Origin of the sequence: Sneathiella sp. P13V-1, assembly GCF_015143595.1 — a bacterium.
Taxonomy (GTDB): domain Bacteria; phylum Pseudomonadota; class Alphaproteobacteria; order Sneathiellales; family Sneathiellaceae; genus Sneathiella.
In genome coordinates this window covers 43,315-65,309 of the sequence record NZ_WYEU01000001.1, presented here as the reverse complement: position 1 = coordinate 65,309, position 21,995 = coordinate 43,315, and the positions used below count along the sequence as shown (strand labels likewise).

The window sequence follows — 21,995 nt, the reverse complement described above, 5'->3', positions numbered from 1 at the left end:
ACGATCTTATGCCGATCATCAATACAGCACTTCCTTTCGCTTTTCCGTTTGAAATCGAAAAAACTGCATTGATTGTGATTGATATGCAGCGGGATTTTCTTGAGCCAGGGGGCTTTGGAGAAACACTTGGAAATGATGTCTCACTACTAGCGCCGGTTATTCCCGCAACAGCTGCTTTATTGAAAGCCGCACGTGGGGTAAGCATGCGGGTTCTTCATACACGAGAGGCACATAAAGCTGACCTTTCTGACTGTCCAACATCCAAGTTGGACAGAGGAGCACCAGATCTGAAAATTGGTGATGAAGGACCGATGGGACGTATTCTTATTTCGGGTGAGCCTGGTGCAGATATTGTACCGGAACTTGCCCCTGTGTCTGGAGAAACGGTGATCGATAAACCGGGCAAAGGTGCATTCTATGGCACGGATTTGGTGCAAATTCTTGGAAATTGGGGCGTTACGCATTTGTTGTTTGCCGGGGTTACCACCGAGGTTTGCGTACAAACCACCATGCGCGAAGCCAATGACAGGGGATTTGATTGTTTGTTGGTGGAAGAATGTACAGGCAGCTATTTCCCTGAGTTTAAAACCGCGACACTGGACATGATCCGGGCCCAGGGAGGCATTATCGGCTGGACGGCCGAATTGGAGGAAGTGAAACGCGCATTGGAGAAAGAAAATGGTTAAAGCCTTCTCTGTTCCAGATGTCTTACTGGATAAAGCGGCCCGCGAAACCTTGCAGTGGGAGTATTTTCGGGAAGGAATTGAAGTTAGCTGGCTTTACAAGGGAACAGATGAAAACCCTGCCAGTGCCGCATTTCTAAAATATCAGCCCGGGGCGGAAGTTCCCACGCACAGTCATCCGGGCATGGAGCATATTCTGGTGCTGGAAGGGGCGCAACAGGATGAAAACGGGAGTTTTCCCGCGGGGTCCATTGTAGTGAATCCAACTAATACCGTTCATTCAGTAAGCAGCCCCGAAGGATGTCTTGTTCTGGCGATTTGGGAAAAACCGGTCGCCTTCCTTTAGTCGCAGTCAAACCGCGTATAGAAAGTATCCAACATTTGCTGTGCAAACCGTGCCGCCGCAACGGGCAAGGTGCGTCCTCTCAATTGCCCAAAATACAAGGATCCCATGGGCACATCGCGCTCATCAATGGGGCGGGAGATCATATCAGGGCGTTGTTTGGCGCTAGGCAAGCCGATAGGGATCTGGAAGGAAAGCACGTTTTCTGCCAAGGCGTAATAGCGAAGGAATTCGAAGCTATCGGATTCCACGATGGGCCGTAGTTCTTGAGAAGAGGATTTTAAAGCCGTTTCCATAAGATGTCGAACGCCATAAGAGGTTGCGGGCAGGGCTATGGGAAACTGTAAGCAATCTCTCAATCGGACGATGTCGTCTTTTGCCAGCGGATGATCGGCGGGCATGACCACATGGACAGGCTGTCGAACCGTCAAAAGATTGTGGAATTCATTGAGGCGTACAGGCTCGAACACCAACGCAAGATCAGCGCTTAAATCCACCAGTGCCTGTTCAGCTGCGGTTCGGTCTCTTAGCAGAACCTCGAATGTCACAGCCGCATGTTCCGCACGGTATTGCGAGATCTGGTCGGGAAGGAAATAGGGTAGTAAGGCCTGACTACAGGCAATGGAAACATGACCGCGCCGTTCACCGGAAAGATCCGCAATCTGGCTTTTAACACGTTCCATATCACTGAGTTGAGAGCGTGCATGATGCACAAAAATCTCGCCGGCAGTGGATAAGCGCACCCCCCTTGAAAGGCGCTCAAAAATCGGTACGCCTAACTCTTCCTCCATAGCAAGAATGCGGCGGTTAAGCGCGGTTGAGGTAATTGCCAGAGTCTCAGCCGCTTGTCGGATAGAGCCGGATTTAGCGACCGCATCAATATATTTGAGTGGTAACAGGTGTTTCATTTTTTATTACTGCTGCATTTTTTGCACCGGAACTGGAAATTATTAGCAGTATTCAGAAGCATTCACAACTGCTCTAGTGATCTCACGATATTTTTAGAGTGAATAAAAACATGCTTCAGACCCTTCCTTTCACAATTGAAAGTTTGCACAACGCCTACCAAGGAGATGTCAAAGCCCAAGACATTGTAGAAGAAGTCTTTCGGCGTATTGATACGGTGAATGATCCTGGAATTTTCATCCATCTGTTTGAAAAACAGGAAGTGATCGCAGCCGCGAATGCGCTTGGGGACTTTGATCCTTCGAAATCGTTATGGGGCATTCCCTTTGTCATAAAGGACAATATAGATGCGGTTGATCATCCGACCACTGCCGGGTGTCCTGCTTTTGCGTATGAAGCCAAAGAAAATGCCTTTGTTGTTCAGGCGTTGCTGGATGCTGGGGCCATTCTTATCGGTAAAACTAATTTGGATCAGTTTGCCACTGGCCTGGTTGGTGTTCGCTCTCCTTTTACACCACCAAAAAACTCAATGGATCCGGAAATTGTGCCGGGTGGCTCAAGCGGGGGCTCCGGTGTAGCGGTTGGGCACGGTCTCGTCACCTTTTCGCTTGGTACAGATACTGCAGGTTCAGGCCGCGTTCCTGCGGCGCTTAACAACATTATCGGACTGAAGCCCACATTAGGGGCGCTTTCTAATACAGGTGTCGTGCCAGCCTGTCGTACGCTGGATACCGTTTCTATCTTTGCCCTAACGGTGGAGGATGCTTATCAAGCATATTCGGTAGCAGCCAAGTTTGATCCAGAAGATTCATATGCACGCGTCGTGCAGACACCACCGCTTGCCGCGCCCGCGCCTTCTTTCAAGATTGGGATACCAAATGCCTCTACACGAGAGTTTTTTGGCGACACGGTTCAACAAGCCTCTTTCCTTGATAGCGTAGATCAGCTTGCGTCCTTCGGCGCTGAAATCGTTGAGATGGATTTCACGCCTTTCTATGAAGTCGCTAAAATGCTGTATGAAGGTGCGTGGACGGCGGAGCGCTACACTGTCATTGAAGATTTGTTAAAAAGTGACCCCGAAGCCATTCACCCAGTGACCCGGGGAATTATTCAATCTGCGGAAAACTTTACGTCAGCCGATACCTTCCGCGGCTTCTATCGATTGCAGGACTATAAATCCAAGGCGCAGCCACTTATTGACAGTGTGGATATGCTTTGTGTGCCCTCCATACCGACATTTTATTCGATCAAAGATCTGGAAGAAGATCCGGTGGGTCCAAACTCCAGATATGGCACCTATACCAACTTTGTGAATCTTATGGATATGTGCGGGATTGCTGTGCCGGTGAAAACCCGTAGTGATGGGCGTCCCGGTAGTGTCACCTTACTGGCTCCGGCTGGACAGGACGTGGTCACCGCGTCGCTTGCCAGCAAGTTGCATCAGAATTCTGCACCAACCTTGGGGGCGACAGATTGGATGTTGCCTGAAGTTTCATATGAAAAGCCCGCGGCTGGTCCAAGCGAAATAGTCATCGCCGCTGTTGGTGCTCATATGTCCGGGCTGCCACTTAACGGCGAGCTGACCAAACTGGGTGCACGTTTTCTCTATAGCTCAAAAACGTCGCCAGATTACAAACTCTACAAATTGGCGGGTGGACCGCCCTTCCGTCCTGGCCTCATTCAAGAGGAGGGAGGAGCTTCGATTGAGTTGGAAATCTGGGCGCTTCCGAAATCCAACTTCGGTGCTTTCATAGATAACATTCCATCCCCTCTTGGTATCGGAACTGTGACCCTCGCGAATGGTGAAGAGGTCAAAGGATTTATCTGCGAGTCGAAAGGCAAAGTCGGTGCCGAAGATATTACAAAATTTGGAGGATGGCGGGCCTTCCTCAACTCTCAATGAAACAAATAGTGCCAATGCGAAAGGATTCAGATCATGGATAGACGTAAATTTCTTAAAACCTCAGGGGCTGCGCTCGGCGCGTCGGTTATCCCATTCCTGAGATTTCTTCCAGCTGATGCAGCTGGGCGCAGTGATACGCTTGTGGTTGTAGCCGGAAACAGCATCAACAGTCTGGATTTGCACCGCAAGGGTACGAACCGACCAAGCTACCAGGTGACGGTCAACATTTATGATCGTCTGGTGCGCTTTGGTGTTAAGACATTGGCAGATGGCTCCCTTGCTTACGACTCTACCAAAATCGAACCAGAAGTGGCTGAATCCTGGACTGTTTCAGAAGACGGTAAAACTCTTACTTTCAAGATCAATCCCAAAGCCAAATTCTGGGATGGTTCCCCGGTTACGGCGCATGATGTCAAATGGTCTTTTGATCGCGCCGTCAGCCTTGGTGGCTTTCCTGCCGTCCAAATGAAGGCCGGGTCCATGACCAAGCCTGAGCAGTTCAAGGCACTGGATGACATGACCTTCCAAATCACCATTCCGCTTCCTTCAAAATTGACGCTTCCAGATCTTGCGGTTCCAATTCCGTTCATCATCAACTCAAAACTGGCGAAATCGAAAGCGACAGAGAAAGATCCGTGGGCAACAGAATATCTGCATAAGAATCCGGCGGGTTCCGGAGCCTATAAGATTGCGCGTTGGGATCCAGGGCAGCAATTCGTCTATGAGCGCAACGAGGATTGGGCGCTTGGTGAAAAACCAGGTGTCAAACGCGTCATTGTTCGTGAAGTGCCATCGGCTTCGACACGCCGTGCATTGATTGAGAGAGGCGATGCGGACCTTTACATGACAGTTCCTGCGAAAGACGCAAAGGAATTCATGGATGGTGACAAGGTCAAAGTTTCGGGCGCACCGATTGACAACTGCTTGCATGTCCTTGCGTTGAACCTGAAATACAAGCCTTTTGACAATGTGAAGGTTCGTCAGGCCATTGCGTATGCATTGCCATATAAGGACATCGTTTCAGCCGCTGCCTATGGGCGCGGTAAGCCAATGTTTGGTGGCGAAAACAAAACACCCGCCGATACGACCTGGCCACAGCCTTTCCCATATGACACGAACCTGGAAAAAGCCAAGGCACTGCTTGCTGAAGCAGGCATGCCGGATGGTTTCGAAACGACTTTGTCCTTCAATCTGGGGCTTGCTCATTGGCAGGAACCAACGGCTCTGTTGATTCAGGAATCTCTTGGCAAGATCGGCATCAAGGTCAAGCTGGACAAGATCCCCGGTGCTAACTGGCGGACTGCCGCATTGGTTGATAAGAAGTTGCCAATGCATCTAGAGAATTTCGGCGGTTGGTTGAACTACCCGGATTACTATTTCTTCTGGGCCTACAAATATGGGCATCTGTTTAATTCTTCCAACTATAAAAACCCTGAAGTTGAAAGCCTTGTGGATGCAACAATGCACATGGAAACCAATGATCCGCAATATGCCGTTAATGTTAAAAAACTCATCGGTATTGCGTTTGAGGATGTGCCGCGTATTCCACTGTATCAGCCGTACCTGGATTCAGCCATGCAGAAGAATGTGGATGGATATGCGTCCTGGTTCCATCGTCAGCTTGATGTCCGTGCGATCAAGAAATCCTGATTGTGAGCTTTGATGAATAGTAAAGTAAAAATGGTCGGATGGCGGGTCTTACAAGCCCTGCCATCCGTTTTTGGAGTGATTGTCATTTCTTTTGTTTTAACACGCGCCTTGCCGGGTGATCCGGCAGTGTATTTCGCCGGCGCCATGGCGGATGAGGAATCCATTGAGCAGGTGCGTGTTGCCTTGGGCCTGGATCGCAGTTGGATAGAACAATTCTTCATTTATGTTGGTAACCTTTTGCAAGGTGAGATGGGCATGTCACTTAGCACTGGTGTTCCAGTTGCTGAAGAGTTGATGAAAAGACTGCCGGCCTCTTTAGAACTTACCTTGATAGGTTTGGGACTTGCTATTGCGATTGCTGTTCCACTTGGCGTTCTTGCTGCAACGCGGCTAGGAAGCTGGATTGATCATTTATGCCGGGTTTTGGTAACGGCTGGGGTGTCTTTGCCGACTTTCTTTACTGGCTTGTTTTTGATTTATATTTTTTATTACTTACTCGGCTGGTCACCCTCTCCGCTCGGCCGTCTTGATATTCTTTATCTATCGCCACCACATATCACCGGTTTTTATACAGTCGATGCGTTGATTGATGGTGATATGGAAGTTTTTATTGCGTCCATAAAACAATTGATCTTACCCGCCTTTACACTTTGCCTTTTTGCGCTCGCTCCCATCGCCCGAATGACCCGAGCTGCCATGCTGGGGGCTTTGGCCAGCGATTATGTCCGCACGGCCCGTGCCAATGGGTTGCGTCGTTCAACAGTGTTGTTTGCCTATGCTTTTAAGAATGCGTCTCTTCCCGTTCTGACGACCCTTGGCATGGTGTTTTCCTTTTTGCTGGGCGCAAATGTCCTGGTGGAAAAAGTGTTCTCCTGGCCGGGTATCGGATCTTTCGCTGTAGAGGCGTTAGTGGCGTCAGATTATGCCGCTGTTCAGGGGTTTGTCTTGTCTATGGCCCTGCTATTTGTGGCGGTCAATTTGATCATAGATCTTTTTCTCACGCTCATTGACCCACGTGTTGGAACAGGAGAATGACCATGCAACGTTTCTTTGGCCATTTCCGGTATGTGATGGGGGAAAACCCGGTAACGGTTGTATCCTTTTCCCTGTTTTTGTTGATGGTTTTAATGGCAATTTTCGGCAGTCTGATTGCGCCTTATGACGCTTTGGCAACAAATGCATCGAACACGCTTCAGCCACCCAGTTGGGCCCATCCGTTTGGTACCGATCATTTGGGCCGTGATGTTCTGAGCCGTGTGATCGTGGCAACGCGATTGGATTTGGGGATCGCCCTTTCAGCGGTATTCCTGTCTTTCTTTGCCGGCAGTGCTATGGGGTGTGCTGCGGGTTTCTGGGGGGGATGGACAGATCGAATTATTGGGCGTCTGACAGATACAATTATGGCTTTTCCATTATTCGTGTTGGCCATGGGTATCGTAGCAGCCATGGGGAATTCAGTTGAGAATATTATCTATGCTACGGCAATCATTAACCTGCCGTTTTACGCACGTGTTGCCCGCGCCGAAATCAGCGTGCGCCGAAACGCCGGCTATGTAGCAGCCGCCAGACTGTGCGGCAGCTCAGATTTGAGCATTCTTACAACGCAATTATTTCCAAATATCCTTCCTCCTATGATGGTTCAAGTGTCGTTGAACATGGGGTGGGCCATTCTGAATGCCGCTGGACTTTCCTTTATTGGCCTGGGAGTACGGCCTCCAGACGCTGAATGGGGCATTATGGTAGCCGAAGGGGCCACATATATTGTTTCCGGTGAATGGTGGCTGGCTTTGTTTCCAGGTGCAGCACTTATGCTGGCGGTCTTTTGTTTCAACTTGATGGGGGATGGGTTGAGAGACCTTGTTGACCCACAAAAAAGGACCTGAGCCATGTCTTTCCTGTCTGTTCAAAATCTCTCAGTGGCGTTTAAAACCCGAAATGGTGTGGTTGATGCGCTCAATAATATCTCTCTCGACTTACAAAAGGGAGAGGTTCTAGGTATTGTTGGAGAAAGTGGATCCGGTAAATCGGTTACAGCCTATACGGTTATGGGGCTTCTTGACTCTGCCGGTGAGGTTACGCAAGGGGCAGCTGTATTCGATGGCATGCCTTTGATTGATGCGAAAGAACGAGATTTACGCGACTTACGGGGACGGGAGATCTCTATGATTTTTCAAAACCCGCGTGCGGCCCTTAATCCCATCCGGCCCATCGGCAAACAGATTGAAGATGTTCTGTTGCAACATGTGCAGGCGACACGCGGTGATGCAAAAGAAAAAGCAATCGCCATGTTAGAGAAGGTGAAAATTGTTGAGCCTGAATTACGTTACTGGTCCTATCCGTTCGAGCTTTCAGGCGGGATGTGTCAACGTGTTATGATTGCTATTGCACTTGCCTGTGATCCGCGGGTTTTGATTGCGGATGAACCAACAACCGGTCTGGATGTCACTACGCAAAAAGCCACCATGGATTTGATCAAGGAACTAACGGCGGAGAGGCAAATGTCGGTCGTCCTGATTACCCATGATTTGGGAATGGCAGCACTTTATTGTGATCGAATTTCGGTTATGAAAAAGGGGGAAGTGGTTGAAACCGCCAATGTTTGTGATCTTTTTAATAACCCCCAGCATGCCTATACCAAAAAGCTGATTGCTGCATCGCCAACGGCAACGTCAAAACTTGAAGATCTGACGGCTGTTCCAGAAGAAATATCTGACGTCAATCAGGGTGCTGAACGTATCACAAATTCCACATGCATCAAAAAGCCACCACTGAGCGGTCCTTTGTTGGAAGTCATTGACCTGGTGAAGGAGTATCCTACACGGACAAAGTCAGAAACTTTTCGCGCTGTTGACGGAATATCCTTTACCCTGAACCAGGGGGAAAGCCTTGGTCTGGTTGGAGAATCCGGATGTGGTAAGTCAACGACCTCCAGTATTCTTGCGCGACTGTTGGATGCTACGTCTGGTGATGTTATTTTTAAAGGGGAGAACATAACCACCTACCGAGCGGACCAATTTGCACGTCTTTCACAAAGATCCAGCATTCAATTGGTCTTTCAGGATGCAACCGAAAGCCTCAATCCACGCTACACAGCGTACGATTCAATTGCCGAGCCTTTGAAGCGCTTAAAAGGTATGCGTAAACGCCAGAATTTGCAAAAAAAAGTTGAAGAGCTTGCAGCATTGGTTGGTCTGCCTGCGCATTTGATCACACGTTTTCCGCATCAGCTTTCCGGTGGCCAAAAAGCCAGGGTTGGCATCGCTCGCGCCATCGCAGTTGATCCCTCTCTTCTTATTCTCGATGAACCAACATCTGCTTTGGATGTTTCTGTACAAGCGGTCATTCTACAGCTTTTGGATCGCCTCAAGAAACAACTTGGGATGAGCTATATTTTTGTATCGCATGATTTGAATGTGGTTCGGCTGTTATGTGATCGTGTCATAGTCATGAATCGAGGCAAAATAGTGGAATCCGGGGATGTCCATACTGTGCTTAATCAGCCTTCAGAATCTTATACAAAAAAACTGATTTCAGCTATTCCATAGCATTGCCATCTGTTATGAGGTGAATTGATCTTCCAATTCACCGACACGACAATTTGGATTGAGGGATCATGTAAACCTTAAAGCCTTGTACCTTAGAGGAAATAAGAAATTTTCTAAAATTTGGCAGGCAATATTTTTCATCAACGAAATTGGTGCTTCTAGTTCGTAGGTTTCTGATGCCTGAGGATTAACCGGCGCTAAGTTTCGAGGTGGCGGGAGGGCACATCTTGCACATTTGGCATTAATAAAATGAGCCGGTGTCGCGTAAGAATACCTTGACGAAAACCTTAATAGTTTGCGCTGTACTGTTTGAGGTGGTGCTGTGCACAAAATTCGCTTTTCTTTATAAATTTAGCATTTGCAGCAGTGGAAACGGTTCATTGCGCTTTACCAATTATAACAATGACAAAACGGCCTGTAGAGTTTTGGGAGAGTGTGTTTTAGCGTTTTTCTGAATGGATTCAGTTAGAAAATCCACTGCATTTTCAACTGCACAAGAGTGCATAAGCGGAAAACGCACAGGTATGCAAAAGCACATCACTGTGAAGTGACTGGAAATACTCGGATTTTCTGGGAATAAGTGGTGCCCGGAGGCGGATTCGAACCACCGACACGCGGATTTTCAATCCGCTGCTCTACCAACTGAGCTATCCGGGCATCCAGATGAGGCTTGGTGCCTCAAAGGAAGCTGGTTTATAGAAGAAAAAACTCAGGCTGTCCATACCTCAAAAGGCAAAAAAACAAAAAATTTTTTAAGCGGAGATTTCATCCGAGATCAAGCATAACAGCCAGATATAAATCTAATATTCTGGATCGTCATCAAAGCTGGGCGCGGCTTCCTCACCGGGGATGGCATAGCTTTCATTGAGCCACTTTCCAAGGTCCAGCTGCTGACATCTTTGGGAGCAGAAAGGCCTGAATTTCTGCTCGGCCGGTTTGCCGCATTGAGGGCATTTCCCCTCTGATTTTTTTGAAGATGGTGTCATGCTCTATTCTTAAATCGAAGCAGTCAAAAGTGCCAGCCCATAAATCATAGATCTATTTGGAACTGGTCTTTCGTCATGCTGTCAACAACCGTGAGATCTAACTGAATCTGATGGCATTCATAAATTACTGTAAGCGCGTTCGCTTCTTTCAGATAACGCCCCAAGCGCGCACCGGTATTGAGCTTTACCAGTCGGGTTTTCCAGTGGGAGACCGCATCCAAAATGCTGTCTTCAAGATCCATCAGGCGCTGGAGAGATGGGGTGTCAGGGCCAGCGACCGGACTTTTAAGGATATGATGCAGAGGGGCAGATGTCCGTTGCCTGGTCAATTGCATAAGGCCGAGCTGAGATGGACCTAAGATCTCCACATGAGCGTCATCGGATTTGGTTTCTCGTCTTAAGATTTCTACAAGGCTACCTGCTTCAGTTTTGCTTTGGATTCCGGCGACATCGATGAGGATCATTCCTGACAAATTGCGGAGGCGGAGTTGCCTTGAAATCTCTACGGCGGCCACCTCATTTACCTGTTGTTGCGGCGCTCCTTTTGCTGCCCAGGTGTCACTCCCCGCAGAGTTCACATCAATGGCAACCAAAGCTTCAGTGGGTTCAATGGTCAGGAAACCGCCACCAGTCAGATCAATTCTGGTTTCAGTGAGGTCTTTTACTTCGTGATCAATGCCTTCAGAGGCAAAAAGGGGAGAAGCCGCAGGTGGCGCGATGACTATCTCCTCAGCACGCGCCCCCCATTTTTTGGAAACTCGATCCTTAAAAGAAGCACTCGTGCGTAAGACGCCAGCCTTTTGCATGGCGCCTGATAAGTCTTCTATCTTTTGCCACTCAGCCTCCAGCTTCTGGATGTGAGGGAGTAAGTCTTCGGGTGTCAGTGTTGCCGCTTTAGAGCGAAGAGTTAGACCTGCGGTGTGTGACGTAAGCATGGTTTCAATTGCTGCTTTTTGTGCCGGGTCTTTAAAGGCTTTTGCAAATTGAATACGGTCAGACTTAGGCTTCAAAATCACATATTCATTTTCAAGTGTGACATACCCCGTTACCTGATAGGGTTTATCATCAATTGGGTCTTTAGTGACTTGAACAGGAAGGAGGGATCCTTCTGTCAGCTTCTGACTAAACGGGGTATCGCTTTTGGGGCCGGGCCAGTCTTGTGCCCGAAGAAATCCATCCAGACCGTCCCCCAAAGAGATGATTGCGGCATCAATCCCGTTTAGATGGGCAGCGACCCGCCCAAGACGAATTTCCCCAACCAGAGACGGCCGAGCGTTATTTTCCAGTAAAAAGCGATCAAGAATGTCATCCTTAAGAAGGGCCGCGCGGGAGGTGAAAACACCCTTTTCGATTAGGAGACGGCAGCTCATGGGCTTTGTTTGTCTTCCAACGCCAATTTCCAGACGTCAAAACCGTTCCCATTTAAGGTAGCGGCAACCTCAAACAAAGGGAGGCCAACCACATTGCTATAGGAACCTTGAAGTTTCCGGACCATCATACTGCCGAGGCCTTGAATGGCATACGCTCCTGCCTTGCCTTCCCATTCACCTGAGTTGATATATTGGCGAATATCGTGACCGTCTAAGGGTTTGAAGGTGACATCACTGGTGACACGTTTGGCGATTTGCTTGCCGTCTGGGCGGATGAGGGAAAACCCTGTGTGAACCTGATGTTTTCTGCCTGAGAGAAGTTTCAGGTACTTAACAGCTTCTCGCTCATCTTCTGCTTTGCCAAGTATCCGACGTCCGACAGCAACAACAGTATCCGCAGCAAGGATAAACTTGCCGGGATGCCGAGACGCAACATGTGCTGCTTTTTCACTTGCAAGGCGCAAAGCGAAATGATGCGGACGTTCGTCTGCATTTGGTATTTCCGGGATGTCGGCAGGGTCAATGGTATCTGGCGTAATCCCGATCTGGGATAAAAGCTCACGCCGCCTTGGTGACGCAGAGGCCAGCACAAGTTCGGTGTTCAGGATCGGGGTCGTCATTGCCAGTTCGTTACCTGCACTTATAAAGGGGCATCAGATGATGCCCACCCCAACTATCCGTTATTTATAACGGAACGTGATGCGACCTTTTGTAAGGTCGTATGGTGTCATTTCGACAGTTACGCGGTCACCTGCCAGTACGCGAATGCGGTGTTTGCGCATTTTACCAGCTGTGTGTGCAAGTACTTCGTGGTCGTTTTCCAGCTTTACCCGGAACATTGCGTTTGGCAGAAGTTCCGTTACGGTGCCTTCAAATTCCAAAAGTTCTTCTTTCGCCATGAATATCCATATTCAGTAGTTAAAACGTGGGTGCAAAATGCGGTGCCTCGGCCAAAAAAGCAAGCCTTTGTTTGAAATTGGCATCCCGCGAGCGGACTTAATCATCAAAATCACGTCCGTTTGGTGCAATTATATCATAAATCAGACGAGAGGGGCAGGGGCAGTTGCGAAACGACTCTTGATCTTTTGATAAAGATCATCGCGAACGTTTCGATAGGCATTGAGGCGCATTTCCCTGTTACCTTCAATCTCTGAGGGATCAACAGTGATCCAGTGCTCCACATCACACGCCCAGGTTCGAGTGATTTCATCAGCCTTCATTTTGGCTTCTTTGGACAGGCAAATAATGAGATCGAACGAGCTGTCTTCAAGTTCGTCAAAGTTTTTGGAGTAATGATCTTCAACATCAAGGCCGATTTCATCCATAACCTCAATGGTGAAACCGTCAATTTCCGTCGCGCGAACGCCTGCACTTTGCACATAGATTTTTGTACCATAAAGACTTTTCATGATCGCTTCCGCCATGGGAGAGCGAACACTGTTATGGGTACAGGCAAATAGGACACTTGTTGGCGCGGCGGCGGACATGTGTCTATCCCCCCGTGCCTGTGTGCGGTTGGGTCTCTTTGAATGCTGGGCCAGTCATCTTAGCCCCGGATATGGAGAACGCAGATCAGGGTAAATAGCCGACGTGCGGTATCGAAATCCGTGTCGATCTTGTCTTTAATGCGATCCAGAAGCTGTTCGGTGCCTTCATTGTGAAGTCCTCGCCGCCCCATATCAATGGCTTCAATTTTCGAAGGGCTCGCTGATTTAATCGCATCGAAATAGCTTTCGCAGATCTGGAAATAATCTTTGATGATCCGGCGAAATGAAATCACAGGTAAAGGCACGCGGCCAAGCTCTGTTGCGTCATCTTCTGCGCGGATATCAAAAATCAGACGGTTGTCTTCGATCGACAAATGTAGTGAATAGGGGCCAGCATCCGGGTGATCTTTTAGCGTAAAAGTATTTGCATCCAGAAGATCGAACACGGCCACTTTACGCTCGTGTTCGATGTCAGCGTTTCGCCGCACCACAGATTTCTCATCCAGGGTTATGTTGACGATACGCTGACGTTCTTCTGACATGGTTTTCTACCTTTATTTGGGCATGTTCAGCCGTATGGCAATGGACAAGGCGTGCGCGCCCAGCCCTTCAGAATTGGCAAGATCTACCGCAGGCGGTCCAATTTTCTGCAATCCTTCCGCATCCAGCTTAATCAAAGAGGATCGCTTCATGAAGTCCAGTGTGGAAAGACCTGATGAAAAGCGTGCTGTTCTCGCGGTTGGCAGAACGTGGTTTGGGCCGGCGATATAATCCCCAATGGCTTCCGGCGTATATCGGCCGAGGAAAATGGCGCCGGCATGGGTGATCTTTTCACTAAGCGCATCTGGATCAGAAACGCATAGTTCAAGATGTTCAGGTGCCAGACGGTCCACAAGAGCTGGTGCCTGATCCATATTGTCCACAACAATTACAACACCATAATTCTTCCAGCTCTCCCCCGCGATGTCGCTGCGAGGTAGTGTTTTCAGGTGCGATTGAACCGCATCTTCCACTGATTTGGCGTAATTGGCATCGTCTGTGATCAGAATGCTCTGGGCAACCGGATCATGTTCTGCCTGCGACAACAGATCAGCGGCAATCCACGCCGGATCGTTCTGATTATCTGCAACAACCATGATTTCAGACGGGCCTGCAATCATGTCAATGCCAACAGTCCCAAACACTTGCTTTTTGGCGGTTGCCACAAAGGCATTGCCGGGACCAACGATCTTATCCACTTTGCCAATGGTGTCCGTGCCGTAAGCCAATGCAGCCACAGCTTGCGCGCCACCGATGCGGTAAACCTCATCTACTCCACACAGATCGGCCGCCGCCAGAACGAGTGGATTAATGTTTCCATCTGGTGTGGGAACAACCATCACAAGACGGCTGGCACCCGCAACTTTCGCCGGGATAGCGTTCATCAGAACGGACGATGGGTAAGTAGCAAGGCCACCAGGTACATAAAGGCCAACTTCCTCGATCGCAGTCCAGCGGTATCCAAGCTCAATACCATCGGCATCTGTATAGCGAAGATCCTCTGGCTTTTGTTTCTCGTGGTAACTTTTGATGCGATCCGCCGCGATAGACAGAGCGCCCAACGTAGCCGCGTCACATGAAGCTTTTGCCGCTTCAATTTCTTCAGAGGAGATTTTGAGATCCGACCCGCCACTTAGCGTCAGTCGATCAAAGCGGTTGGTATATTCCACGACCGCTTCGTCGCCGCGGCTTCGTACATCCGCGAGGATCGCAGCTACGGTGTCGTTTACATCCGCATCTGTCTCACGCTTCTGACCCAGGACTTCCAGAAACCGTTCTTCAAAATCCGCATCGGTAATTTTAAGCCAGGCGGTCATTGACAGCCTCCGTAAATTTCTCGATCCAGCCGTTCATCTCAACCGGACGGGTTTTAAGGGCCGCACGGTTCACAACAAGACGTGACGTGATGTCGAGGATTTTCTCAACTTCAACAAGACCGTTTGCTTTCAAAGTGGCACCGGAAGACACCAGATCAACTATGCGGCGACAAAGACCAAGGCCGGGTGCCAATTCCATAGCACCGGACAGCTTGATACATTCCGCCTGAATCCCTTGGGAAGCAAAATGTTGATGTGTCAGGTTTGGATATTTAGTGGCAATGCGAACATGGCTCCAGCGGTTTGGATCCTTGTCATCTTGCAGATCTTTTGGCTGTGCGATCGCCAGATAACAATGCCCAATGTCCAGATCCAGCGGGGCATAAATTTCAGAATAATTATGCTCCAACAGAACATCATTGCCTGCAACACCCAGATGTGCCGCGCCGAAGGCAACAAAAGTTGCTACGTCGAAAGATCTCACGCGGATGATGGAAATGTTCGGATGGTTGGTTTTGAAATGCAAAAGACGACTGTCCGGGTCGTCAAAGGCAGGTTCCGGCTCAATACCCACGCTACGCACGAGGGGCATCACCTCTTTCAAAATTCGCCCTTTTGGCAGGGCAATAACCAACTCTTCAGTGGAGGACACTTGTTTGCTCCGTTTCCTGTAACCGTATGGTTCTTATATCAGGTTATGTTTCAAAAAAATAAATAGGAATTCGGTTTATGACTGTTCTTTTTCCAGGTCATGATGCGGCACCGCGTCTGTTTTCCAGGCATCCCCAACATCTGTGAGGGTCATATCCACACATTCAACGGAAAGGGCGATGGTGCAATTTCCGGCAAAGGTAAGGGTCAGGTCAGCCAAGCCATCGTCACCTGCAACCGCCTCGATAGACAGCAACTCCATTGCCGTTTCAGGCTTTTCAGGAACATTCTGCCGCTTCGCGGCAAGGATGTCGGAGATAAACAATCCTGAACGAATTCTCTGATTGGAAGTTTCTTGATCTTCCCACATGAAGCGGGAACAGGTCATGGTGAAATGACGGCCCTTCGGAGAATAACTGATCTCTCCCGGACTGGTAATAGCGCCTTCCATTGCCGCGGACAGGATATTGACCTCATCCGCTTCCATGGCTTTCAGCTTTAATCCGTCACCCATAATCTGTTCCTGTTCATTTTGTTAGGCTTCCCCTTGTACCCGCTGAATATCCGCGCCACAAGCAGCCAATTTCTCTTCCAAACGTTCATACCCCCGGTCGAGGTGATAAACCCGGTTAATTAAAGTCTCTCCGCTCGCGGCCAATCCGGCAAGCACCAATGAGACAGAGGCGCGAAGATCGGTCGCCATAACGGGGGCACCCGCGAGCTCTTTCGTGCCTCGTACCATAGCAGATCTGCCATGAACATTGATATTAGCGCCAAGGCGTGAAAGCTCGGGCACATGCATGAAGCGGTTTTCAAAAATCGTTTCGGTAATCATGGACGCGCCATTGGATGCCGCCATGAGAGCCATAAATTGCGCCTGCATATCCGTGGGGTATCCAGGGTATGGCTGCGTTTGCACATCCACGCCTTGAATAGGGGTCTCCGGATCGCGGCTGACAATCATCCCATCTTCCGTGCGTTCAATGGTAAGGCCAGCCTCTTCCATCACTTCAATGACGGCCTCGATCAGGTCGGCGCGGGTATTCGTCAGCTCAACCTTGCCGCCCGTAATCCCGACGGCCATGGCGTAGGTTCCGGTTTCGATCCGGTCAGGCATAACTGTATAGTCCGCCCCATGGAGTTTTTCTTTACCTGTGATCACAAGGCGGTCTGTGCCTTCGCCTTTGATATCTGCACCCATCGCTTGCAGCAGGTGGATAAGGTCCGTAATTTCCGGCTCCCGCGCGGCATTTTCAAGAACAGTAACGCCGTCCGCCAAAGCGGCCGCCATCAGCAGATCTTCTGTTGCACCAACAGAGACCGTATCAAAGCGAATTTCCGCGCCTTTCAAACCTTCTGGGGCGTGGGCAACCATGTAACCCGCTTCAATCTCGATCTTGGCACCCATGGCTTCAAGGCCATCCACATGAAGGTTCATGGGGCGCGTGCCAATGGCGCAGCCGCCGGGCAGGGAAACCTTTGCTTTGCCTTCGCGGGCAAGCAAGGGGCCGAGAACCAACGCGCCAGCGCGCATTTTCCGGACGATTTCGTATGGGGCAACCGTATTGGTAATTTCCTTTGCGGTCAGGCTCACTGCACGACCGTTGGAGTTTCCGTTGCCATTGCCTTCACCGTTCAAATGGGCTTTCACGCCATGCTGACACAGCAGATTAATCAGCATGGTAATGTCTGCCACATGGGGCAGATTATGAAGCGTAACAGTTTCTTCTGTAAGCAATGAGGCGACCATAAGCGGCAAGGCGGCGTTTTTCGCGCCACTGATTTCAATTTTACCGTAAAGAGGCTTGCCGCCCCGGATGCGAATGCTGTCCATACTTAAATAATGTCCTGTGGTCTCGGGATATCATCCCAGGTTTTAAAAGCAAAAGAGGCGCTATGCAAGAAAGCGCCTCGTGTTACTGCCTGTTGATTATGGCAAGGATGGGGCCGATTACAGCCGCGGCAGTGTAACGCCTTCTTGCCCCATATATTTGCCGGAGCGATCTTTATAAGATGTCTCACATGGCTCGTTCCCTTTCAGGAACAGGAACTGACACGCCCCTTCATTGGCGTAGATCTTCGCCGGAAGTGGTGTTGTGTTTGAAAATTCAAGGGTTACGTGCCCTTCCCACTCAGGCTCAAGCGGGGTTACGTTCACAATAATACCGCAGCGGGCATAGGTGGATTTACCAAGGCAGATCACCAGCACATCGCGGGGGATGCGGAAATACTCAACGGTGCGGGCCAGCGCAAATGAGTTTGGCGGAATGACGCAGACATCCGTTTTGCGATCTACAAAACTGTCGTTAGAGAAGGCTTTGGGGTCAACAGTGGCCGAATCAACGTTAGTGAAGATCTTGAACTCATCCGACACACGTGCGTCATAACCATATGATGACAGCCCGTAAGAGATCATGCCTTCGCGTTTCTGGCTTTCCACAAACGGCTCAATCATGTTCTGTTCTTGTGCGGCAGATCTGATCCACTTATCGGATAGGATGGCCATGCGTGTTACTCTCCCATTAATCAAGTTTGGGGCATATTACAGATTGTTTGGCGAAGGGCCAAGTGTAACCTTGGGCAGGCTTGAAAACACTCAATCCGTAAGGCGGTTTTTATTCTTTATGGCGTCAGGCGCGCCCGCGCCGCGATCTCGTTGCAGCTGTTTGCGCTTTCGAAGATTTTCCCGCAAAGCATCTGACAGACGATCCGCCTTCTCTTCGCGTGCTTTTTCCTTACCTGATTTTTTGCTGTCTTCAGCCATTAAATCATCCCGCTTAGCTTTCTAACTCTTCACCAGAAAACTCACTATCCTGAATGGATGAAAATAACAAGTATTGGCATAATTTAGATCAAATAAGCGGCGCTTGAAATACGTCCGTTTTTTGCGTGATTTTGCGGCAGATTTTCTTTGACATGAAAAGAAAACCTTCTATATTCCGCCGTCTACACAGCACACGCTGCCGCCGTAGCTCAGTGGTAGAGCACTCCCTTGGTAAGGGAGAGGCCGAGAGTTCAATTCTCTCCGGCGGCACCATTCAAACCCTTGAAAATCATAAATTAATTGATTTAAACTGGATCCGCGAGTTTATCTGTATGGGTAATTCGTGGGGATTTTCGTGGGGAAATAATCATGACTGTATACCTTCCAAAAGGTGCAAAGACCTATGTGATGGACTTTGAATTGCTGGGCCAGCGCGTAAAGCGTTCCACAGGTGAAACTAGCAAGCGCAAGGCACAACGAGTTGAAGAAGAATTCAAAGCTGAAATGCGTGAGCGGCACAAGAAGTTCGGCAGTGTGCAAATACCAACATATTGGGACGCGGTTGAATACTATTTGAAACTCCGTCAAACATCCTCTCAAAGAAGTAAAGGAGCTGTGGCTAGGGATCAGGCAAACCATGAGAGGTTCATTTCTCACATTGGAGCAGACACACCAATAGACGCAATTAACGCTCCCATGTTGGCGCAATACGTGAATAAGAGGTTGGGGGGAGAAGGTGAGAAGAAAGGGGTTGCTATTAGTACGGTGAAGAGGGAAATGAATGACCTTAAAGCGGTATTAAACAGAGCGAAAGAAATATGCCCAAGTTATACCTTGCCACAGTTTCCTAAACTTCAGGATAGCGATACAAGGGTCAGGTATTTGTCTGATGATGAAGAGAAGTCGTTGATGTCTGTGTTGCCAGATTGGTTAAAGGATGTTGTTACCTTTGCACTGCATACCGGAGCCAGAAAACAAGACATCTTGGATTTCAAATGGAGAGATGTCATATGGAGTAATGAAAAGCCAACTGCAGTTCGTATTCCCAAACCCAAATCAAGGAAGCCCTATCGAATACCAGCAAGCAAAACCATTGTGGAATTAATAGTACGCCTTGCCGCCCATAAAGAGGGGGACGATAGCCATGTGTTTCGCGCACTTCATGGCGGTCCAATTGGGGACATGAAAAGGGCTTGGGAAAAAGCTGTTTCAGATGCTGGCATTGAGAATTTTGTATTCCATGATTTGAGGCACACATTTGCCAGCCGTCTAGTAATGCGTGATGTTGGTCTTAAGCAAGTTCAGGAGCTGATGGGGCATTCAAGTATTCAGATGACACTCAAATACGCCCATCTAGCTCCGAGTGCTTTAGATGACGCCGTTAATGTATTGGATCAGTGAGAGAGTAATGCGTTTAGTTTCTCCTTCGTTGATAGCTTAATATTGCTGTGTTTGATTTTGGAGTGTTCAAGTGAGTGATCAGGTTGAATTGCTTGCCCATTCAATGTGAACCTCGAGGGAAAAGTCCTACTTTTGTGAATGAACTCTTTAAGATCTTCTTTTAGAAATCTTGGTAAGCGGCCCACATAATGCCGAGGAATTGACAGGCGATCTAACTGTCGAATGGAAATCCTGAGATATTCGGCAGCTTCTACTCGCGTCATAATGTCATTCATTTCAGCACTTGTTTACTTACTTGGGAAGAATTCGTGAAAACTACGATCAGCAATGTCGAATGGGGTGGATAACCTGTACAACTCGGCTTTTTCTGCTTGTGTTGTGGCAAGACGATCAACCTCGTCACCGCTGTAACTTGCTCTAGCGGCTCTAGCCCATTTCCATTCAACTGTGTGCTTCTCTGTCGCTTGTAGAAGTCGTTGCCAGAGATCAGCATTCTCCACAGGTTTCTTATTCGCTGTTGTCCAGCCGTTTTGCTTCCAGTTTTTTATCCATAACGTAATACCATCAACTACATATCTATTGTTTGTGTGTATAAGAACTTCATTATGTTGCTTTATGTGCTCAAGAGCTTTGATTGCTGCTGCCAACTCCATTCTGTTGTTCGTGGTATAGTTTGATAAACCCTGAATGCTTTTTTTCTTTGCTTCCTTTTGAAGAATGGCAGCCCATCCTCCTGGCCCTGGATTCCCAAGGCATGAGCCGTTTATGTGAATAGTTATAGTCATAATATTCCTTTCTGCAGACGAGCTAATGCACTCCGCATGGATTACATGCGAACCGAATGCTCATCTGCTTGATCGTCGTGAGTTAGTGTTGTTTTGAGGTCCAGAAGGCGTGAATTTATTTTTTTTCCGGACATGGGAGGGAAGGGGAGGGGAGGAGGAGATCTATTAGCTCCTATAGGTAATCAAGATAGGTAGTCACTAGATAAAATCATCCTCAGGCGTTAGCCTAAGCAGCCAGTTTTACTTCCACTTCAGCCCCAGATAGGCGTAAGAACCACTTTTTCATCACCTCTTCTACTTCGTCAGCATAAAGCTCTGGTACAATGAGGGAGTCATGTATTGGAAGAGCGGGGATACCTCTGCGCATCAGGTCTAGGATGGTTGCAACAATCAAGTCGCTATCGTTACGTTGTAACTCCAAGCCTTTACCTGAATGGAAGAAGGAGCCAATACCGGAATGGTGGGACTTAATTGTCGTTTGAGCTTGTTCAAGGCTCATCTTCATGGATTCTCCTTCTAAATCCTTTGGCCAGTTGGATAGCTCCCGTTTAGCGTTCAGCATTGCGTTGAAAAGTACCTTCGCCTCCTTTCTGCTCATATCATCGATCTCATAGGCACTTTTGGGCAGTTGAGCATCTTTTACCTCTGCGTATAGCATTGTCGGATGCAGCTCACAGAAATCTAGCTCCACTGTCTCCATGCCGTTGATCTCGATATTTACTCGTTCCCTATATGGCATTGTCTGCCACCATCCACGGTAAAGCCTTCCTCCTAGGTTGAAATCAGAGTTGTTGAAAATTCGAACTAGGTCGGTTGCGTTGGGGTCATGTTGGTGAGGACAAGTGACATCCAAACTACCAATGAAGTCGTTGATAAGTGTCATCTCCTGTCTCATGCGGATTGTTGTGGGAGTATCTTCGTATTCAGTCAGTTTCGCTAGACTTGTGGGGTTCTCTTTTTCATCACGTAGGACAATTGTTTCTTTGTTATCTGCTTCACCAAAGTCAGAAAGCGTAAGGCCAAAGAAGTCGATGATTTTGCTCAGTCGATCGCTTGGTCGAATGCGCGTTGAACGTCCGCTGTATCCCTTACCTCCTTGGTAGCCAAATTTTGCCTCAATCATTTGCAGATCGTTTGAAAGCAAGATGTCAAAGGCATCTTTGACGGCCGTGTAGCTCACGTTTTGTAGTTGATATCGTGACGCTTTGTAGGCAGAGGATCGTAGTGACATGTACAGAAACTCTCCTTCACCAAGTAAATGTTGATACGCTAGGTCGCAAATAATTGAATCAATGGTTTTCCAGAACTTTTCCTCTCTTTTTAGTGTCCATTGGAGGGCTTTCTCATTTTTCTCATAAAGACGAGATTGGATTGCTTCCCACATGAAAATGGAAAACTCGTGGGCCGTCTCACTTACAGGAATACGATGAAAGTTGACGTGTCGCGCTTCTTTTAGGCGCTTAACATCTTCGCGAGTGACAGTAGTTAAAATGTTTGGATTTATTTCGTTCATGACTAGACCTCACTCTTTTGAAAGAGTGCCTTTTCTGTTTTGTTGCATTAATGAGAAGTGAGGGATCGTGTATTGATCCCAGAATGCCATCTCGCTTTTCGGCGATCGAACTTCGAAAAATTCGAAAAAAAGAAATTTGAAAATTTTTTGCG

At 48.5% G+C, this 21,995-nt stretch carries 23 protein-coding genes and 2 tRNA genes; 9 read left to right on the top strand and 16 right to left on the bottom strand.

Going from position 1 to position 21,995, the window contains the following annotated elements; genetic code table 11:
- The first annotated feature begins 8 nt into the window (after positions 1-8).
- Positions 9-686: a cysteine hydrolase family protein gene (locus GUA87_RS00310; RefSeq protein WP_193714541.1), complete on the top strand. Its 678-nt coding sequence runs from the start codon at positions 9-11 to the stop codon at positions 684-686.
- On the top strand, positions 679-1,029 hold the full coding sequence (locus GUA87_RS00305) for a cupin domain-containing protein (protein WP_193714540.1): 351 nt from the start codon (positions 679-681) through the stop codon (positions 1,027-1,029). Before GUA87_RS00310 ends, GUA87_RS00305 begins: the two co-directional genes overlap by 8 nt.
- On the opposite strand, the gene GUA87_RS00300 is transcribed toward GUA87_RS00305, so the two are convergent.
- Positions 1,026-1,934 (bottom strand): LysR family transcriptional regulator, encoded by a 909-nt coding sequence (locus GUA87_RS00300; protein ID WP_193714539.1) that lies wholly within the window; start codon positions 1,932-1,934, stop codon positions 1,026-1,028. The two genes, GUA87_RS00305 and GUA87_RS00300, sit on opposite strands and share 4 nt — an antisense overlap.
- A gap of 110 nt (positions 1,935-2,044) precedes the next feature.
- Between GUA87_RS00300 and atzF the strand changes: the two genes are divergently transcribed.
- Genes atzF through GUA87_RS00275 form a run of 5 tightly spaced genes read left to right on the top strand, consistent with a single transcriptional unit; the run spans position 2,045 to position 9,030 of the window.
- Entirely contained in the window at positions 2,045-3,835 is a 1,791-nt protein-coding gene (gene atzF / locus GUA87_RS00295; RefSeq protein WP_193714538.1) for an allophanate hydrolase, read from the top strand.
- A 33-nt stretch (positions 3,836-3,868) separates the two neighbouring features.
- Positions 3,869-5,485: an ABC transporter substrate-binding protein gene (locus GUA87_RS00290; protein ID WP_193714537.1), complete on the top strand. Its 1,617-nt coding sequence runs from the start codon at positions 3,869-3,871 to the stop codon at positions 5,483-5,485.
- Between the two features lie 12 nt (positions 5,486-5,497).
- Positions 5,498-6,520, top strand: coding sequence for an ABC transporter permease (locus GUA87_RS00285; protein ID WP_193714536.1), 1,023 nt, complete (start codon positions 5,498-5,500; stop codon positions 6,518-6,520).
- Positions 6,521-6,522: 2 nt separating this feature from the next.
- A complete protein-coding gene (locus GUA87_RS00280) occupies positions 6,523-7,368 on the top strand; it encodes an ABC transporter permease (RefSeq protein WP_193714535.1) in 846 nt (281 codons plus the stop codon).
- A 3-nt stretch (positions 7,369-7,371) separates the two neighbouring features.
- Positions 7,372-9,030 (top strand): dipeptide ABC transporter ATP-binding protein, encoded by a 1,659-nt coding sequence (locus tag GUA87_RS00275; protein WP_193714534.1) that lies wholly within the window; start codon positions 7,372-7,374, stop codon positions 9,028-9,030.
- A gap of 581 nt (positions 9,031-9,611) precedes the next feature.
- On the opposite strand, the gene GUA87_RS00270 is transcribed toward GUA87_RS00275, so the two are convergent.
- The 13 genes from GUA87_RS00270 to GUA87_RS00210 form a co-directional block, all read right to left on the bottom strand.
- Positions 9,612-9,687: transfer RNA gene (locus GUA87_RS00270), tRNA-Phe, on the bottom strand.
- Between the two features lie 143 nt (positions 9,688-9,830).
- On the bottom strand, positions 9,831-10,016 hold the full coding sequence (locus GUA87_RS00265; RefSeq protein WP_193714533.1) for a DNA gyrase inhibitor YacG: 186 nt from the start codon (positions 10,014-10,016) through the stop codon (positions 9,831-9,833).
- A gap of 44 nt (positions 10,017-10,060) precedes the next feature.
- Positions 10,061-11,386: a ribonuclease E/G gene (locus GUA87_RS00260; RefSeq protein WP_193714532.1), complete on the bottom strand. Its 1,326-nt coding sequence runs from the start codon at positions 11,384-11,386 to the stop codon at positions 10,061-10,063.
- Positions 11,383-12,006, bottom strand: a complete 624-nt coding sequence (locus tag GUA87_RS00255) for a Maf family protein (protein WP_193714531.1) — start codon at positions 12,004-12,006, stop codon at positions 11,383-11,385. The genes GUA87_RS00260 and GUA87_RS00255 overlap by 4 nt, the downstream gene beginning before the upstream one ends.
- A gap of 60 nt (positions 12,007-12,066) precedes the next feature.
- The gene (gene infA / locus GUA87_RS00250) at positions 12,067-12,285 is read right to left on the bottom strand and encodes a translation initiation factor IF-1 (protein ID WP_193714530.1); all 219 of its coding nucleotides are present in this window, start codon (positions 12,283-12,285) and stop codon (positions 12,067-12,069) included.
- A gap of 141 nt (positions 12,286-12,426) precedes the next feature.
- The gene (locus tag GUA87_RS00245; RefSeq protein ID WP_193714529.1) at positions 12,427-12,873 is read right to left on the bottom strand and encodes an arsenate reductase ArsC; all 447 of its coding nucleotides are present in this window, start codon (positions 12,871-12,873) and stop codon (positions 12,427-12,429) included.
- 59 nt (positions 12,874-12,932) lie between these two features.
- On the bottom strand, positions 12,933-13,415 hold the full coding sequence (locus GUA87_RS00240; RefSeq protein ID WP_193714528.1) for a UPF0262 family protein: 483 nt from the start codon (positions 13,413-13,415) through the stop codon (positions 12,933-12,935).
- A gap of 12 nt (positions 13,416-13,427) precedes the next feature.
- Positions 13,428-14,729 (bottom strand): histidinol dehydrogenase, encoded by a 1,302-nt coding sequence (gene hisD, locus GUA87_RS00235; RefSeq protein ID WP_193714527.1) that lies wholly within the window; start codon positions 14,727-14,729, stop codon positions 13,428-13,430.
- Positions 14,713-15,381, bottom strand: a complete 669-nt coding sequence (gene hisG, locus GUA87_RS00230) for an ATP phosphoribosyltransferase (protein ID WP_193714526.1) — start codon at positions 15,379-15,381, stop codon at positions 14,713-14,715. Before hisG ends, hisD begins: the two co-directional genes overlap by 17 nt.
- Positions 15,382-15,456: 75 nt before the next feature.
- Complete coding sequence (locus GUA87_RS00225; RefSeq protein WP_193714525.1) at positions 15,457-15,894, bottom strand: DUF2948 family protein; 438 nt, start codon at positions 15,892-15,894, stop codon at positions 15,457-15,459.
- A 21-nt stretch (positions 15,895-15,915) separates the two neighbouring features.
- The gene (murA, locus tag GUA87_RS00220) at positions 15,916-17,214 is read right to left on the bottom strand and encodes a UDP-N-acetylglucosamine 1-carboxyvinyltransferase (protein WP_193714524.1); all 1,299 of its coding nucleotides are present in this window, start codon (positions 17,212-17,214) and stop codon (positions 15,916-15,918) included.
- Positions 17,215-17,331: 117 nt separating this feature from the next.
- Positions 17,332-17,886 carry a dCTP deaminase gene (gene dcd, locus GUA87_RS00215; protein ID WP_193714523.1) on the bottom strand — a complete coding sequence of 185 codons (555 nt, stop codon included), beginning with the start codon at positions 17,884-17,886 and terminating at the stop codon, positions 17,332-17,334.
- A 90-nt stretch (positions 17,887-17,976) separates the two neighbouring features.
- Complete coding sequence (locus GUA87_RS00210; RefSeq protein WP_193714522.1) at positions 17,977-18,144, bottom strand: hypothetical protein; 168 nt, start codon at positions 18,142-18,144, stop codon at positions 17,977-17,979.
- Positions 18,145-18,342: 198 nt separating this feature from the next.
- Between GUA87_RS00210 and GUA87_RS00205 the strand changes: the two genes are divergently transcribed.
- Positions 18,343-18,417: transfer RNA gene (locus tag GUA87_RS00205), tRNA-Thr, on the top strand.
- Positions 18,418-18,513: 96 nt separating this feature from the next.
- Positions 18,514-19,545, top strand: a complete 1,032-nt coding sequence (locus GUA87_RS00200) for a tyrosine-type recombinase/integrase (protein WP_193714521.1) — start codon at positions 18,514-18,516, stop codon at positions 19,543-19,545.
- 287 nt (positions 19,546-19,832) lie between these two features.
- Here GUA87_RS00200 and rnhA read toward each other — a convergent pair whose 3' ends face one another.
- Both rnhA and GUA87_RS00190 read right to left on the bottom strand, forming a co-directional pair.
- Positions 19,833-20,330, bottom strand: a complete 498-nt coding sequence (gene rnhA, locus GUA87_RS00195; RefSeq protein WP_193714520.1) for a ribonuclease HI — start codon at positions 20,328-20,330, stop codon at positions 19,833-19,835.
- Positions 20,331-20,556: 226 nt separating this feature from the next.
- On the bottom strand, positions 20,557-21,843 hold the full coding sequence (locus GUA87_RS00190) for a hypothetical protein (RefSeq protein WP_193714519.1): 1,287 nt from the start codon (positions 21,841-21,843) through the stop codon (positions 20,557-20,559).
- Positions 21,844-21,995: the final 152 nt, after the last annotated feature.